15 protein-coding genes are annotated in these 16130 nt (G+C 55.8%); 9 read left to right on the forward strand and 6 right to left on the reverse strand.

Features of this window, described 5'->3' with window-relative positions; genetic code table 11:
- The first annotated feature begins 458 nt into the window (after positions 1 to 458).
- From dxs to H6G52_RS10735, 4 genes are all read left to right on the forward strand, one after another.
- Complete coding sequence (gene dxs / locus H6G52_RS10720) at positions 459 to 2363, forward strand: 1-deoxy-D-xylulose-5-phosphate synthase (protein ID WP_190528207.1); 1905 nt, start codon at positions 459 to 461, stop codon at positions 2361 to 2363.
- A gap of 130 nt (positions 2364 to 2493) precedes the next feature.
- Positions 2494 to 2817 (forward strand): DUF2499 domain-containing protein, encoded by a 324-nt coding sequence (locus H6G52_RS10725; RefSeq protein ID WP_190528209.1) that lies wholly within the window; start codon positions 2494 to 2496, stop codon positions 2815 to 2817.
- A gap of 462 nt (positions 2818 to 3279) precedes the next feature.
- Positions 3280 to 3969: a PEP-CTERM sorting domain-containing protein gene (locus tag H6G52_RS10730; RefSeq protein ID WP_190528211.1), complete on the forward strand. Its 690-nt coding sequence runs from the start codon at positions 3280 to 3282 to the stop codon at positions 3967 to 3969.
- Between the two features lie 273 nt (positions 3970 to 4242).
- A complete protein-coding gene (locus H6G52_RS10735; protein ID WP_190528212.1) occupies positions 4243 to 4440 on the forward strand; it encodes a hypothetical protein in 198 nt (65 codons plus the stop codon).
- A gap of 29 nt (positions 4441 to 4469) precedes the next feature.
- Here H6G52_RS10735 and H6G52_RS10740 read toward each other — a convergent pair whose 3' ends face one another.
- The 3 genes from H6G52_RS10740 to rsmA all read right to left on the reverse strand — a co-directional run bounded on the left by H6G52_RS10740 (position 4470) and on the right by rsmA (position 8249).
- Entirely contained in the window at positions 4470 to 5945 is a 1476-nt protein-coding gene (locus tag H6G52_RS10740) for a sensor histidine kinase KdpD (RefSeq protein ID WP_143473029.1), read from the reverse strand.
- Between the two features lie 75 nt (positions 5946 to 6020).
- Positions 6021 to 7241 (reverse strand): cysteine desulfurase family protein, encoded by a 1221-nt coding sequence (locus H6G52_RS10745; RefSeq protein ID WP_099533485.1) that lies wholly within the window; start codon positions 7239 to 7241, stop codon positions 6021 to 6023.
- Positions 7242 to 7367: 126 nt separating this feature from the next.
- Complete coding sequence (gene rsmA / locus H6G52_RS10750) at positions 7368 to 8249, reverse strand: 16S rRNA (adenine(1518)-N(6)/adenine(1519)-N(6))-dimethyltransferase RsmA (RefSeq protein WP_099533484.1); 882 nt, start codon at positions 8247 to 8249, stop codon at positions 7368 to 7370.
- A 547-nt stretch (positions 8250 to 8796) separates the two neighbouring features.
- Between rsmA and H6G52_RS10755 the strand changes: the two genes are divergently transcribed.
- From H6G52_RS10755 to H6G52_RS10765, 3 genes are all read left to right on the forward strand, one after another.
- Positions 8797 to 9168 carry a sulfite exporter TauE/SafE family protein gene (locus H6G52_RS10755; protein ID WP_099533483.1) on the forward strand — a complete coding sequence of 124 codons (372 nt, stop codon included), beginning with the start codon at positions 8797 to 8799 and terminating at the stop codon, positions 9166 to 9168.
- 104 nt (positions 9169 to 9272) lie between these two features.
- Positions 9273 to 9950: a MotA/TolQ/ExbB proton channel family protein gene (locus tag H6G52_RS10760; protein ID WP_190528214.1), complete on the forward strand. Its 678-nt coding sequence runs from the start codon at positions 9273 to 9275 to the stop codon at positions 9948 to 9950.
- Positions 9951 to 10889: 939 nt separating this feature from the next.
- The gene (locus tag H6G52_RS10765) at positions 10890 to 11369 is read left to right on the forward strand and encodes an RNA-binding protein (protein ID WP_099533481.1); all 480 of its coding nucleotides are present in this window, start codon (positions 10890 to 10892) and stop codon (positions 11367 to 11369) included.
- 32 nt (positions 11370 to 11401) lie between these two features.
- Here H6G52_RS10765 and H6G52_RS10770 read toward each other — a convergent pair whose 3' ends face one another.
- Both H6G52_RS10770 and H6G52_RS18785 read right to left on the reverse strand, forming a co-directional pair.
- Positions 11402 to 11686, reverse strand: coding sequence for a hypothetical protein (locus H6G52_RS10770; RefSeq protein ID WP_190528216.1), 285 nt, complete (start codon positions 11684 to 11686; stop codon positions 11402 to 11404).
- Positions 11687 to 12397: 711 nt separating this feature from the next.
- Entirely contained in the window at positions 12398 to 12523 is a 126-nt protein-coding gene (locus H6G52_RS18785) for a hypothetical protein (RefSeq protein WP_255508519.1), read from the reverse strand.
- 211 nt (positions 12524 to 12734) lie between these two features.
- On the opposite strand from H6G52_RS18785, the gene H6G52_RS10775 reads away from it, so the two are divergent.
- On the forward strand, positions 12735 to 14072 hold the full coding sequence (locus tag H6G52_RS10775; protein WP_190353604.1) for a glycosyltransferase family 4 protein: 1338 nt from the start codon (positions 12735 to 12737) through the stop codon (positions 14070 to 14072).
- Between the two features lie 102 nt (positions 14073 to 14174).
- Here H6G52_RS10775 and pheA read toward each other — a convergent pair whose 3' ends face one another.
- Complete coding sequence (gene pheA, locus H6G52_RS10780; RefSeq protein ID WP_190528219.1) at positions 14175 to 15032, reverse strand: prephenate dehydratase; 858 nt, start codon at positions 15030 to 15032, stop codon at positions 14175 to 14177.
- A gap of 502 nt (positions 15033 to 15534) precedes the next feature.
- On the opposite strand from pheA, the gene H6G52_RS10785 reads away from it, so the two are divergent.
- Positions 15535 to 16128 carry a DUF1997 domain-containing protein gene (locus H6G52_RS10785; RefSeq protein WP_190528221.1) on the forward strand — a complete coding sequence of 198 codons (594 nt, stop codon included), beginning with the start codon at positions 15535 to 15537 and terminating at the stop codon, positions 16126 to 16128.
- Positions 16129 to 16130: the final 2 nt, after the last annotated feature.

Below are 16130 nucleotides of genomic sequence, written 5' to 3' on the forward strand. Positions count from 1 at the left end.
ACGATCGCCACCGTTGGCCCAAGACTAGCGATTGACGGGCTAGACGGTGCTGAACAGAGGATCGATCGTCCCCACCCGCAGACAACCCCAAAGCATCGCGCCTCGCCCCTGATCCCCAAGGGGCCGCTCCCCCCAAGGCGCTGATCCCCAAGCGACTGGCCCAAGGCGCTAGATGGTGATGCACCAGTGCCGCTTGCTTTGCAGATCCCTAGATCTCAAGATCCCAATCTTTTACAGATGTCAATTTCTATCTTCAGGGAATGGGTCACTCAAAAGCAATGTACTGACCACGCACTGCGGAAACCGTAAGGTCAACGATTTTGGATCCCGCTGGATGAGCGGTCGATCGCGGCAATCAATTTGCGCCAAATATAAAAACGGTATGGAGATTCGTTAGAGTCGATAGGGGTCAGTACAAAACCAAAATTCCCCATATCCAACACCCAAGGTGGCCGCCTATGCATCTGAGCGAACTTACTCACCCCAATCAACTTCATGGGCTGTCGATCGCCCAATTAGAAGAAATTGCCCGCCAAATTCGAGAAAAACATCTGCAAACCGTTGCCACCAGCGGCGGTCACCTGGGCCCCGGTTTAGGCGTGGTGGAATTAACAGTCGCCCTCTATCAAACCCTTGACCTCGATCGCGACAAGGTGATCTGGGACGTGGGCCACCAAGCCTATCCCCACAAACTGATTACCGGTCGTTACAACGAGTTCCATACCCTGCGCCAAAAGGACGGCATTGCCGGTTATCTCAAGCGCTGTGAAAGTAAGTTCGATCACTTCGGCGCGGGCCACGCCTCCACCAGCATTTCCGCCGGTTTGGGCATGGCGATCGCTCGGGACATGGCCGGCGAAAACTACAAAGTGGTTTCGATCATCGGCGACGGCGCAATGACCGGCGGGATGGCCCTTGAAGCCATTAACCACGCGGGCCACCTGCCCGACACCAACCTGATGGTGGTGCTGAACGACAACGACATGTCCATTTCACCCAACGTCGGGGCCCTGTCGCGCTACCTGAACAAAATGCGCCTCAGCCCGCCGATGCAATTCCTGACGGACAACATCGAAGAGCAGGTGAAGCATTTGCCGTTCTTTGGTGGTTCCCTGTCGCCGGAACTCGATCGGGTCAAAGAAGGCATGAAGCGTCTGGCCGTGTCGAAAGTCGGCGCAGTGTTTGAAGAACTGGGCTTCACCTACATGGGCCCCGTTGACGGTCACAACATTAAAGAACTGATTGACATCTTCCGCGAAGGCCACAAGCAAAAGGGCCCTGTGCTCGTCCACGTGGCCACCACCAAAGGCAAGGGCTACGCGATCGCCGAAAAAGATCAAGTGGGTTACCACGCTCAAAATCCCTTTGATTTGGCAACGGGCAAGGCCAAACCCGCCAGCAAGCCCACGCCGCCCAGCTACTCCAAAGTTTTTGCAGAAACCCTGATTACACTTGCGGAAAACGATCCTCGAATTGTGGCGATCACGGCCGCTATGGCCACCGGCACCGGCCTGGATAAATTCCAAGCCAAGCTGCCGAACCAGTATGTGGATGTGGGCATTGCCGAACAGCACGCCGTGACCATGGCGGCGGGCATGGCCTGCGAGGGGGCGCGCCCGGTGGTCACGATCTATTCCACCTTCTTGCAGCGGGCCTTTGACCAAGTGATCCACGATGTTTGCATCCAGGATCTGCCGGTCTTCTTCTGTATGGATCGGGCCGGCGTGGTTGGGGCCGACGGGCCCACGCACCAGGGAATGTATGACATTGCCTACCTGCGCTGCATCCCCAACCTGACGATCATGGCTCCCAAGGATGAGGCGGAGTTCCAGCGGATGCTGGTGACGGGCGTAACTCATCCGGGCCCGATCGCCGTGCGCTATCCCCGGGGCAGTGGCGTGGGTGCGCCGTTGCTGGAAGCGGGTTGGGAGCCAATGCCGATCGGCAAGGGCGAAGTGCTGCGAACCGGCGATGATCTGTTGCTGGTGGGCTACGGCACGATGGTCTATCCGGCCATGCAAGCGGCGGAAATCCTTAGTGAGCACGGCATTGAAGCTACGGTGGTGAATGCCCGGTTCGTGAAGCCGCTGGATACGGAGTTGATTGTGCCCCTGGCCCAGAAGATTGGCCGGGTAGTGACGATCGAGGAAGGCTGCCTGATGGGTGGTTTCGGTTCGGCGGTGCTAGAAGCCCTCGGCGATGCGGGTGTGGCCGTGCCGGTGACCCGCTTGGGTGTGCCGGACATTTTGGTGGAGCACGCCACGCCGAGCCAGTCGATGCAAAGTTTGGGTCTGACGGGGCCGCAAATTGCCGATCGCCTGTTGACGCAGTTGGGCCGCAAACCGGAAATGGCAGCGGTTTAACGGTGATCTAACGGTTAGTTGGGGGATGGTTGGCTGACAGGGCGATCAACCATCCCCCAATCTTTCTGCCAATCGTTCCCCCAGTTGTTCAAAATGGCTCAAAGCATCAAAACGGTAGACCACTTTTTCTATGAATGCCCTATCAATTCCCACTTGGATCGTGCATGTTTCTAGCGTCATTGAGTGGATCACGGCGATCGTGCTGATTTGGCGCTACGGCGATCTCACCGACAATCCGAGCTGGCGGGCCCTCAGTTGGGGCATGTTGCCAGCCCTAGTGAGCGCCATGTGCGCCTGTACTTGGCACTTTTTTGACAATGCGCCGCGCTTGGAATGGCTGGTGACGGTGCAAGCGGCCACGACGGTAATCGGTAACTGCACGCTCTGTGCAGGGGCTTGGTGGATCTGGCGATCGCGCCCGATCGGCCCGTCAGAATCTGAAAAAGATCTCTAGAAATTCGGTCTTAAAAGTCAGCCCCCTGACCCAAACAGGGGCTTTGATTGTGATTAGTCATTACGAGCATCGTGGTTGATCTAGAGCAAATCCTTGTGAATATTTTAAATCTTTTGCATTGAAAGAGTTAGAAAATGTTGTAATCTAAATTGTTTTTTGAAATTCAACCATTTTTTCTGAATTTTGTGCTTGATTCAGCCTTTGTATAAATTAATTCCATCAAAAAATAGAAATTTTCTAAATACTTGTCATTATCTTGAAAGCATTTTTTCGGATATAAATTTATGGCTTGAATTCATAATTCAAAGCCATGATCATGAAGTGCTAAGCGTGCTTCATAGAATCTTTGTCTAGAGATCACTTAATCTTTAAACCGATTTTTCAAAGTGTGATCTAGGATGTAACTCAAGAACCTAAACGTTGGGTGCTAGACCTCTCCACTACTGCGGAAAAATTGTCACTATGAAACGCTTCCAACAAATTGCTAGCACCCTGGCTCTTGCCCTAGTTCCTGCTCTGATTGCCACCCAGCCCGCACAGGCTGCCAACCTGGTTAAAAACGGCAGCTTTGAAGTGACTCCAGGCGCTCCCCTCAACGGCGGCTGGCGGACTTTTTCCGAAATTGAGGGTTGGTCTGCCACTAGTGGCGGCAAAATTGAGGTGCAAGCCGGGGTGGCCGGGAAAGCCTACGATGGCAAAAACCTGGTGGAACTCGACAGCCACTTCTACGACAGCAACGCATCCGAGCTGGGCCTGTTCCAAGACATCGTGACCAAAGCAGGAAAGACCTATGAACTTTCCTTTGTTTACTCGGCTCGTCCGGGAATTGCGAACAACTGGAAAGGCGGCAAAGACCAAAATGCCTTCTCCGTTTTGTTTGGTTCCAGCTTCAACCAGGTTTTCAATGCGGGTAACGGCGGCAGTCAAACCAACTGGCTCAACAGCGGCCCTCTGTTGGTGAAGGCGGTGTCTGATCTAACGCGCTTGCAGTTCAACTACCTGGGCACGCGGGACACCCACGGAGCCTACATTGATAATGTCATCTTGACGGAAGTGGCCTCCACCCCTGAGCCGGTTAGCTTGCTGGGTCTGTTGGTTGTGGGGACGGCGGTTGGCGTGGCTGCGAAAAAGCGCCAGCACGCGATCGACTAAATCGCGACTGCTAAGAGCTGCCGTTTTGGCTAGCTTTTGAAAACTGTTCATGTTCTGTTGAGGGCGATCGCTTGGACATCAGGCGATCGCCCTTGCTTTGTTCACATCCCCATGGCGACTGAAGATTTGCTTTGAAGATCTCCCGTGAATGGCAGAATTGCCTAATACGAGGATGGCTGAAGAGCCAGAGCTGATTCACCCTGTGGGATAGCCCTTGGCGGCTGGCTCTGCTGTTTTTGTTAAGTCCCTGATTCTGAAATTGAACGTTTTGCTATGACCCCTCCCTATTTGCGGCCGGCTCCTTGGTGGAATTGGTTGGGCCTGTTGGCTCTGGTGACGGCGGTGTTGTGGTTGTTGCGGGGGATGGGGCTGTTGGGCTTTGTGCCGGGGATTGTGTTTGGCGTTTTGTTTTTGGCGATGGGGGTGTTGCTGCTGTTGGGCGTTTGGGGGGTGCGATCGCGCCGTTGGTAGTGGATGGCGGGCCGTCCTCTAGCAGCGCCCTATTGCAGGGGCAAGAAGATGGTCATCACTTCGCCGCGCTGGGGCCGCTGCCGGATGGTGAGTTTGCCCCCGATCGCCTGGAATAGGTTTTTGGTGACATGTAAATTCAGGCCAAAGCTGCCGGTTTCCGGTTGGAAGGTCAGCAACTGCCCGATCGACTTCAGCGATTCCAGGCGGGTGGCTGCGCCCATTGCGTCGTAGCGCAATTGCACCTTCAGTTGGCTGCCGGCCGTTTCCGCTTCCATGTCGATGCGGCTACCGGCGGGCAGGGTGCGGGCCAGGTTTTCAATAATTTCCGCCAACATTCGATCGAGCAAGGTGGGGTCGCTGGCAACCGTGGGTAGTTTGTGCGGTAGCTTCACCGTCAGTTCCAAGTTGTGGCGGCTGGCCTGTTGTTGCCAACGGGGAATGCTGGATTGAAACACCTGGGCCAGGGGAATGGGCGTGAGGGACAGGTGGGCGCTGTTGCTGGTTTCCAGTTCAACGGCTTTGAAGATCAGGTCAAAGCGGTTGATTTGTTCGGTACATTCCCGATCGATTTTTTCGATATAGTTCACCGCCTTGTCCTGCAAATTTTGCTGGCGCATCAGCAGACGGGTGAAGGTACGGATCGTGGCCAGGGGCGTGCGGACGCTGTGGGCGAGGGCTTGCAAAAGCTCCAGGTCGATCGCGGGTTTGGCTGGTTGCGGCCGGGCTGAGGCCCGCAGGGGGCGACGGCGCGGCTCCGAATGGGCGGGGTTGCTGGGAGCTGGCAGGGCTTGCAGCAGGCGCTCTGTGAAGGCGCTGACGATCCGATAGCTGGGTTCCACCAAGGGAAACTGTTGAGCCAGGGCATCAAACGGCCCGAGCTGCTGCGGGGCGTTCAGTTGCACCCGGGCCCGCAAGGCTTGCCAGACGGCGGCGATCGCCTGAGGCTCAAAGGAGAAACGAAAAACTAGTTGACCGGTGGAGTCTTCTTGGAGCGAGAGGGCCAAGCTAAAGTCCCGCATTCGCACCACGCAAAAGGATTCTGCGGCCAGGGGATCCACCGGAGCTAGGCCGATCGCCCGTTCCGTCACTTCCGGGCAGGGTTCGCCCCCATCGGCGGAGGGCAACAGCCACAGGGATTGCCAAAGGTGGCTGCTGAATGTCCAGACCGAGAGGCGATCGAGCCAAGACCCCGTAAACAAGGGCAGGGGCCCCAACAGCACGACCCCTTGATCGATCGCTTCGGAGGGTAAGGCTTCCGCAAAGTCCGTGATGAAGGCCGCTTCGATCGCGTCGGCCGCTTCCATGGATTGGGCCATGATTTGGGCGATCGCCTTCGTGGCCCCCTGCCATTGGGCCTCGGCGGATAGGGTTCCTGGGCCCGCTCCGGGGGTAAGGGGAGCAAGCAGATGACCCACCGTTGGTAACACCCATCCATTCATAGTTGGTCGATCGATCCGTTGGCGATCGAGCGGGCGATCGCTCAGAGCAGGGGAGGGAAGCGGCATCGCGGGTTTGGGGTTCGCCGCAATCGTCGAGAGCGTCGTCACACGCGCTAGGGATTTAGACTTAGGGGATTTGCCTCAAGTGTATCGGCAAGGCCCCGGAGTCGCGCACCCCAAAACCGAACGTTGCGAGTCGCGATCGCCGCCATTGAGTTGGCCAACGCCCAATCGCTCCAGCACTTGAGCCAACACCAACGCAGTCCAATCAATATCCGCTTCCGTGGTGCTCTGGCCCAGGCTTAAGCGCAGGGCCGCTGTGGCTTCGGCGGGATCGTAGCCCATGGCCAACAGGGTGGGACTCGGGGTCAGGCTGCCGCTGCTACAGGCGGATCCAGAGCTGGCAGCAATGCCCGCCCGATCGAGCTGGCGCACCAAATCCCGACCACTGGGCAGGGGCAACCGTCCCCGTAAACAAAAGCTGACATGGTGGGGCAAGCGATGGAGCCGATCGCCCGTGGGATGCAAAGCGGGCAGGGGAGCCAAACGCTCAAACAAGCGATCGCGCAGTTGACCAAGCCGCTGAGCCTCTGTTTCCCAGGTTTGGGCCATGCGTTCCGCCGCTGCCCCAAAGGCCGCGATCGCCGGTAGGGCCTGAGTTCCCGATCGCCGCTTACTCTCCTGGCCACCGCCCAGCAACTGGGGAGCCAAATTAATCCCCGGCCGTGCCCACAGGGCCCCAGCCCCTTGAATGCCGTAGATCTTGTGGCTGGAGAGGGACAGCAAATCCACCGGCAGGGTTTGCAAATCCACCGCCACCCGGCCCACTGCCTGCACCGCGTCCGTGTGGAATAATGCGCCCGATCGCCGGGTAATCGTCCCCAACTCCGCGATCGGTTGCAGGGTTCCCACCTCGCTTTGGGCAAAAATAATCGACACCAGCACCGTTTCCGGGCGAATGGCCAAAGCCAAGTCCGACGGATTCACCCGTCCGGCGCGATCGACCGGCAAGCGCGTAATCGCCCAGCCTTGGGCCTCCAGCCGCTCCAAGGTTCGCTCGATCGCCGAATGTTCCACCTGCGAGGAAATGATATGGCGCGGTTGGGTGAACCGCTGGGCCACCCCCAAGATCGCCAAATTGTCCGCCTCCGTGCCCCCCGAGGTGAAAATCACCCCCGTGGGATCCCCATTAATCAACGTCGCCACCTGCAACCGCGCCGTTTCCAGCACCATGGCCGAGCGATCGCCCCAACTATGAATGCTTGACGGATTTCCCCATAGTTCCGTCATCACCCGTTGGGCCGCCGCGATCGCCACATCACAGGGCGGCGTGGTGGCGCTGTGGTCTAGATAAATTTGCATGGGCAATCCATTGGCATCAAGGTTCAGGAATTTTGGCGCAGGAATTAAGGTTCAGGAATTTTGGTCTTTGGTCATTGAAGATGCAGTATTCGCAGTATTCAAGGTGCAGTCTTTAGGGTGCAGTATTCAAGGTGCAACATTGTCCATCGATTCTTCCGCTTCTCCTGCTGCGATCTCGATCGACAAAGAACCCAAAACCAAGCGATCGCTTAACTGAATCCATTGCTCCAGGCTCAGTTCTTCTGCCCGCGCCGTTTCAGGAATTGCCAGCTCAACCAAAGTATGACGCAACTGATCCAAATCCACGACGCTTTTTAGATTGTTGCGCAACATCTTGCGGCGACTGGCAAAGCCCAATTTCAACAATGTTTCAAAGCGCTTCACATTTTGCGGCGACTGCGGAAAAGGGCGGGGCTGAATTTTCACCACCGCTGAATCGACCTTGGGCGGCGGTGAAAAAGCCTTGGCTCCCACATCGCAAACCCAAGAGCAATCCGCTAAAAAGCGCGATCGAATCGAAAGGGCACTGTAATGTTTGCTGCCCAAATTCGCTACTAACCGCAGGGCCACTTCCTTTTGCACCAACAGCACGATCGACTCAAAGGGTTGCGATCGCGGTTGGGCGATCGTCCCCAACAAATGCTCCAAAATTGGGCCCGTAATGTTATAGGGAATATTGGCCACCACCTTATTGGGATTTTGGAACTGGGGATTGGGAAAAGCTGCCAACTGTTCCGGCCAATCTAAAGTCAAAATATCGCCCTGAAGCAGCAAGAAATTGTCCCGCTGCCCAAACTTTTTCACCAGCTCAGGACAAAGATCGCGATCTAACTCAACGGCAACCACTGCCCCCGCCTGATCCAGCAATTGCCGAGTCAAGACCCCCTGACCGGGGCCAATTTCCAAAACCCGATCCTTCGGGGTCAGTTCCGCCGCTGAAATAATTTTGGCAAGGGCTTTTTCACTTCTCAACCAATGTTGACCAAAGCGTTTCCGAGGTTTTGGCATGGCTTTGCTGCAATCTTTGCTCAGTGATCTGTACTCAGTAATTAGTTCACTATTCAATCAGCATCAAAAATGGATTCATAATCCAATCAATGACCGATCGCACTCTTAAAGGAATGATCATGAAGAATAGGGCAATGTATGGATCTCATGATCGATTTATAGGATCCAATGAATCGAGAATCAGGAAATCATTGATCGGGGGTTAATTAATTGAGATTTATGCATCGGGTTGATGCATCGGGTTAATTCATCGGGTTGATTCATCATTGAATCGCCAATTGATACTTCGTTAAAGGGGAGTGGATGGTTGATGAATCCCGTATCAACGCTGATCACTCGGGTCTTGCCAAGGAAAATGTGTCGCCTTTAACTTGTCTTGGTTCCAAAAACAGTGCCAGAGTCTGACGAGACAGCGCTTGGGAGCATGACTCGCTCAGGCTTAGGCTCCAGTACCAAGCCCAAGGGATTCACTCGAAATTGCCGAAATTGCGCTCACAGGCAAGCTGAACATCAAAAACCAGAATTGCTCAAGAAAGGAGAAAACCGAATGACGGACGTGGTTTGGCAATTGCTGCTGATTGGATTGGCGGCAGGGTTAGCGGGGGGCCTGTTTGGCATTGGCGGCGGGGCGATTATGGTGCCGGCCATGGTGCTGTGGCTGGGCCTAGACCAAAAATTAGCAACGGGCACATCCCTTGCGGCTCAGGTGTTGCCGATCGGGCTGTTGGGGGCGATGGTGTATTACCGCAACGGCAATCTCAACATCAAGTACGGGTTGTTGATTGTGGTGGGATTGCTGGTGGGGAATTACTTTGGGGCAATATTCGCCAATCAACCCTACATCAGTTCGGCCCTGATGAAGAAACTGTATGGGGGCTTTTTGCTGCTGATTGGGTTGCGCTATTTGACAGTGCGCTGAGAGGTTGATCAACAGGTTGGGCGATGATCGCACGGACTGGGAATAAAGGTGGGGGATGATCTGGCAAGCGCCATACATATGAAAACGATGGGAGAAAGTCGCCCATGATTGCTTGGGCTATTTTGCAGGCGGGTGGGCCGGTGGTTGTGCCCTTGCTGTTGGGATCGATCGCGACGGTGACGGTGGCGATCGAGCGGGCTTGGTTCTGGGCCCAGGTGCGGCGCGATCGATCCCAACTGGTTCCAGCGGTTTTTGAGCTGTATGGACGCGATGCCAAGGCGGCGATCGCCCGGTTCCAGCAATATGCCGACGGCCTCCCGATCGCCCGCATTAGTTTGGCCGCCTTGGAGCTACACCGCCCCCACCCGATCGCCTTTCGCTTGGCCCTCAGCGCCGCCACCCAAGCCGAACGGCCCCAACTGCGGCGCTTTGACCTGTGGTTGCAAACCGTGACGGCCCTGGCTCCGTTGTTGGGCCTGTTGGGCACGGTCACTGGCCTGATGGGAGCCTTTGCGGGTCTCGATTGGGCCGGGGAGGGCCCCAGCCGCGTGAATGCGGGTCTGAGTGAAGCGCTGGTTTCCACGGCGATCGGGCTGGTGGTGGCGCTGTTGGCCCTCACCCTGGGCAATCTGTTCCGGGCCTATGCTCGACGGGAGCAAATGGCCATTACGCGCGATTGTCGTACCCTAGAGCGGCTGTATTTGCATCATTACTGGCACTTCAACGCGCCTGATCGGCCCGGATACCGCCGCCGTCGGCGCGATCGCCCAAGCCCCGCCTAGCTCTAGGGTTACCCGATTTTTCAAGTTCCCGATTTTTCAAGTTCCCGGCTTTCCACTGCTCGGAATCCCTGAGTGTCCAGATCTAGTGTCCAAATCTCTGGTGTTCAAATTTCCCCAATATTCAAATTTCCCCAACATGCAAATTTCCACCGATTCCCTACGCCAGATTTACAGTGTTGCTTCATTGATGTTACATTTCTTCACAGGAGGCTAATTAGCCAACGCCCGGAGAACTGTCAAGCACTAACCGCCGCTTCAAGTTGCCATCAACCCTATTCGTTGAAACTGCTGAAACTGCGATGGTGTGCGTCTTTGTCACTCAAAATGCAAAGTCGATGACATCCCCGGCCAGGTTTTAATTGGTATTCTCCCAACACAGCAAGCACGGCCAGCCGCCCCAACGGCTGGCTTTTTCACGATCGGGGTAGCAATCACCGCTGCGATCGAACCCGTTGCCCAGCCCCCGGAGATCTTGGCCCAATTTGCAAAGCGTCGTGATAGACTTTTATGCCAGCAAACCAGCCGCTCGATCGATGCTGTTTTAACTGTTTGGTGAGTTTTGCTGCCCCCATCGTGGCAAAATCTTCAGCAGCAACACACCCGATCGACAACGCACGGGTCACACGGCTCCGGATGGCTAAAGGTCAGCGCTTGACTGCTCAAGACTGGCGACAGATCCTTTCCTTTCAATTGAGCAATAGCAAGTCTATTTGAATTGAATAGTTATCAAACAACCTTTATTCAGCAGCTTGCAGCAGAGCGTTTGATATCCCCGCGCGAGCTGTGTTTTGCTCAGAGCTGGCAAGTTTTCCAAACTTGTCTTTTCCATCGAGGTGCTCTCGATTCAATGGCAACCGAATGGTAACTGCCAACCACCACATCCAGTCACCCGGCGCTTAGTCTCCTGGCGCTTGCTGCAAACCATCAGAGGGATCCGTCATGTCCATTCGCCTGTACGTTGGCAATCTGCCCAAAGAAGTCGATCGCAAAGAACTCGAAGCCGTCTTTGCCGGCACGGGCGACCTGACCTCCACCAAGGTCATTGTCGATCGCAAAACCGGAAAATGTCGCGGTTTTGCATTCGTGACGGTTCCCACTGATGAACTCGCCGACCAAATCATCGAACAGTTCAACGGTTCCACCTTCAAAGACACCGTGCTGAAAATTGAGAAAGCCATGCCCCGCAAAGGCAAGGGCGATGACGAAGCCCCCGAAAGCGCCGAAGCTAGCCCCGTCAAGGCAGCTCGCCGCAGCGGTGGCGGTGGTGGTGGCAAAAAAGGCAACGGTGGCGGTCGTCGTGCCCCTGGTGGGGCTGTGGTTGCCGAAAGCAGCGCCGCTTCTGCCCAGCCAGATCCCCGCTGGGCCGGTGAGTTGGCGAAGCTGAAGCAACTGCTGAACGCTCAAACGACTGGCTCCTAAGGCTTTCTAGGTTTCCGGCGGGTCAATTGGGTTCAGGTCAGCGGTTCGATCGCCCTCAATTGCCCGAGAAGCCAGAAAAGATTGAACGCCCATTGAACGTTCATCGTGCAACAATTGACCCGATCGCAGCTCTGATCCTGTTGATGAACCCAACGGCTTAAGGTCGGCTTCAGTCGGTTGAGGTTAATTCCAGACCAGTTGCCCAAACCGCACAACGTTTTCCACTCTTCAGAAATTGCAATCACACCATGTTTGGTCGTGGGTTTGTCCCTTGCCAGATGTGGTGTTTTTTTTGGCTGAATGCCAGAAATTCTCAAGAGTAATCTCCAAGCATGAGTTGGCGGAACCGGAGGGCAAGGGCGATCGCTCGATCGCTCTCCATCGTGACAGCAAGGGAAACATTGACCCTTTAAGGATCTCTCGGAAAAAATTACGAATTGGAAATTTTAGCTGAACATCTAATCGATCTTCGGAGTAAGCTCTAATTGGGGATTAGCAGTTCGCCATCTACTCCAATTTTCTGGAATCTACTCCAATCGGCTGGGATCTACTCTAATTCGCCTGCGCTGATCTCCTCTTCGCCAGTGCTTTCATCGGCCCATATCAGGGACAATTTCAGCGAAATCTGGCATCTTTGGTTAGCCTTGCTCTGCAAAATGCGATGTAAGACGCAACTCAAGATTTTCAACCCAAGATTTTCAACCCAAAGCTTTATTGAAAACTGAATCCCAGACTAGATTTCAGACTGAATCAGGGACTAGATCTTAGATTTAAGGCTGAATTTAGACCGGAGTCTAAAAACCATATCCCGAATTGGAGGTTGGAATGGGTTAACCTCAATGCCATTCATTCAGTGATTCATTCAGTGCGATTAATTCAGCACCAAGAATCCAGTGATATTGATTCAGCACGGTTCAGAGCCGATCGAGCAGTTTGCATGATCCCACTGCCCATTTGGTCATTGCCGATCGCGTCCTGACCCATTTTGATTGAGTTACTTGACCATTTTGCTGACGGATGATCAGGAGTCAGTGGCGCGTCTTTGAGCTGGACGCAGTGAGTTTTGCACCGGTTCTTAGGCGGAGGTTATACAGGGTGGTGGTGTGAATTCGCGATCGCCCGGTCACAGGTGCTTTGACCCATGAAAACTGCACTTCAACCAATCCTAAGGGTGTTAGGGTGTGCCCCCGATCGCAGCCTGCGGTTTTTCCTGGTTACAGACGCTGCGTCAGGGAATCAACAGAATAGGAACGGCCGCGTCATGATCGGCTGGATTGCGGGATGCTCAAGTGCAATTGAATGGGCGAAACCACAACATAGTCACTCCTTGTTCTACGTCACCCTTAACCTGGTAAACCCAAGGCTATGAAGATTCTGATCTATTCCTACAACTACCATCCTGAGCCGATCGGGATTGCACCGTTGATGACTGAGCTAGCGGAGGGGCTGGCTCGGCGTGGTCATGAAGTTCGCGTTTTGACGGGAATGCCAAACTACCCGGAACGGCGGATTTACGAAGGCTATCGGGGCAAGTTGTATTGCACGGAAGTGATTAACAACGTGCGAATCGATCGCTGCTATGTCTGGATTCGACCCAAGCCCGGCCTGCTGACGCGGTTGGCCCTAGATGGTAGTTTTGCGATCACGAGTTTCCTGCGGGCCCTAAATGGCTGGCGGCCCGATGTGATGTTGATGACTTCGCCTCCGTTGGCGGCAACGGTTCCGGCGGCCCTGCTGCGGTGGATGTATCGCTGCCCGCTGATCCTAAATTTGCAAGATATTTTGCCGGAAGCGGCGGTGCATACGGGGCTGATTACCAGCAAGCGGGCGATTCAGGTTTTTGAGGCCCTGGAGCGATTTGCTTACAAAACCTCAACGGCGATCAGCGCGATCGCGGAGGGTTTTGTGGACAACCTGGTGAGCAAGGGGGTGTCGCCCAACAAGATTGCCCTGATTCCCAACTGGGTGGATGTGAACTTTGTGCAGCCCATGCCGAAGAACAATGCATTTCGTGCAGCCCATGGGTTACAGGGCAAGTTTGTGGTGCTTTATTCGGGCAACATTGCCTTGACCCAAGGGCTGGAAACGGTGATTGATGCGGCGAAGGTGCTGGATGGCCGGCCCGAGGCGGCCCAAATTCAGTTCGTGATTGTGGGTGAGGCGCGGGCGATCGAGCGATTGGGGCAATATTGCCGTGAAAATGCCGTGAGCGATCGGGTCAAGCTGTTGCCCTTTCAACCTCGGGAAGCACTGCCGGAAATGATGGCGGCGGCGGATGTGAGCTTGATTGTGCAGCGGCGCAACGTGGTGGGCTTCAATATGCCCTCGAAAACCCAGGTCATTTTGGCCAGTGGCCGGCCGATCATTGGATCTGTGCCGGGCCATGGCACGGCGGCCCAGGCCATCCGGCGCAGTGAGGCGGGGATTGTGGTGGAGCCGGAGTCGCCCCAGGCTTTGGCGGAGGCGATTTTGGCCCTGGCTCAGGATCCCGATCGGGCTGAACGGTTGGGTCGTCAGGGTCGCCAACATGCGCTGGAGATGTATAGCTTTGACTCGTCGCTCGATCGCTACGAACAGTTGTTTAACCACTTGGTGAAGCAGTCTCGCCGCCATTCGGCTGCGGTGACAGTTCCGGCGGACTTGGCGGGCACAGCGCGGCCTCTGCAACTGCCCCAACCCTCAGCCAGCAATCGATCGCACTAAATTACTCGCGATCTCAGCAATTAGCCTTCTTGATCCAGCGCGATTCAGAGCGATTCAGCGAAATCTCGCCAGGTTTGCCCAACGCGCCTGGGTCAAAAAGTCCTAGGTCAGCTTCAGGGCATCGTAACTGCCGAACACCTTCAAGGTTTCCACCCGATCGCGCAGTTCTGCCAATGCTGCCTGGGTGCGAGCTTCCTGTTGCCCGGCTTCCAAATCCAAAAAGAAAACATAATCCCCCAGTCCACGCTTGGAAGGACGAGATTCAATCCGACAAAGATTGATGTCCCGTTCCGCCAAGGTGGCCAGGGGCTGCAAAAGGGAGCCGGGCCGGTTAATGGTTGAGAAGGCGATCGCTGTGTGGCTGCCGGTGAGGTGCGCCGGTTCTCGGGCAATGACCCAAAATCGGGTGCAATTGTCTGGGCAATCACTGATATCACGAGCCAAAACGGGCAAATCGTACAGTTGGGCCGCTCGCTCTGAGGAAATGGCAGCGGTTTGGGGCTGTTCCTGCACGTTGGTCAAGGCTTCGGCGGTGGAATTGGTGGGCAGGGGCTTGGCATTGGGCAAATGGGTTTCGATCCACCGCTGACATTGAGCCAGGGCTTGGGGATGGGAATAGACCGTGGTGATCGCCTTCAGGTCTGGGGCTTGGGTCACCAGCACATGGGCGATCGGGAGCAACACCGCCTGTTGCACATGTAGCCCCTCCAGTTGCCAAAGGGTGTCGAGGGTGGTGGTGACGCTGCCTTGAATGGAATTTTCCACGGGCACAACCACCAGGGGCACTTCGCCGCTGGCGGCCGCTTCCAGGGTTTTGGCAATGCTGGGGTAGGGGCGAAACTCCCCTAGGAAGGCTTCCTGGCTCGATCGCCACTGGGCATAGCCGGTGGTGGCGGCCTCGGCATAGGTTCCCGCCGGGCCAAGGTAGCCAATCGTGATTGGGTGGGGGGAATCGGTCATCGCCATCGCCATCGCCAGAATATGGGGTATGAAATCCGGTATGCGGAATTAGGGAGTTGCAGGATGCAGAATCGGCAGCGGCCATCAAGAACCGTTGATGAACCCTCGTTTTGAATCGCTGCCCAGTTTGCAGAAAGTTCTCCGCAGAAAGTTCTTCGCAGATAGTTCTCAGAATACGATTTCCAGATCCCGACTGTGCCGGTTGATGCGCCCAGTCTTGGGCCGAATTGGAGCCAACCGATCGCCCCGAGACCAGGGTTTTGGCAAAATGCACCGCCACTCTGGGTGATCGCTCGGGTTCGGCTGGCCGCCCCCCGCCGATCGCCAAACCGGTATGATGGAATGCATTGGGTAGCGTTAAGTCATGCTTAGTCCCCAAAATTTGGGTCTAATCGGGTCTAATCCGTGTCAACCGCTTGCCAAGGAGCTGTCCTGTGGTGACAGCCCGGCGGTGACCACCGTTGCCCAAGGATGAGTTGAACCTAACGCGGAGACTTTTTCGGTGGCTGCTGGCTTCTCTGCCTCACAGACGATCGATATGCCGATGCCGCCAATGCGTCGCCCGGTCGCTGAATATCTGCGTCAGCCGCACCGGGTCGCGTTGGCGGCGGCCCAACCGGGGCACTTAGTGGCCCTGGGGGGCGATCGCTATCGGCTTTCGGTGCCAACCCTAACCTTTGCTCATTTGCAGTTCCAACCCATGGTGGATTTGCGGGTTTGGACTGACGAAGCAGGCGTAGTGCGGATGCGATCGGTTGGTTGCCAACTGGTGGGCCTCAAGGGGTTGGACAACGGCTTTTCCCTGGAGTTGACGGGCCAAATGCGAGCCATTAGCACCTCAGCGGGCGATCGCCTGAAGGGCGTGGTGGATTTAGGGGTGCGTGTAAAATTGCCCCCACCGCTCGATCGTCTGCCGGCCGCCACCATGCAGTCCACGGGGCAACTGCTGTTGACCCAAGTGCTGGCCAAGATGAAATATCGCTTGGTAGACCGATTGAGCGCTGACTATCGCCGTTGGGCCACGGAGTCCACCTCCGCCTCGCTGCCCCTGCGCTCTATCCCAGGCTCCAATGCCGCCCGCCGCAAAACCCCATGACC

The sequence above is a fragment of the Limnothrix sp. FACHB-881 genome, from assembly GCF_014698135.1.
In the GTDB taxonomy this organism is placed as follows: Bacteria; Cyanobacteriota; Cyanobacteriia; order CACIAM-69d; family CACIAM-69d; genus CACIAM-69d.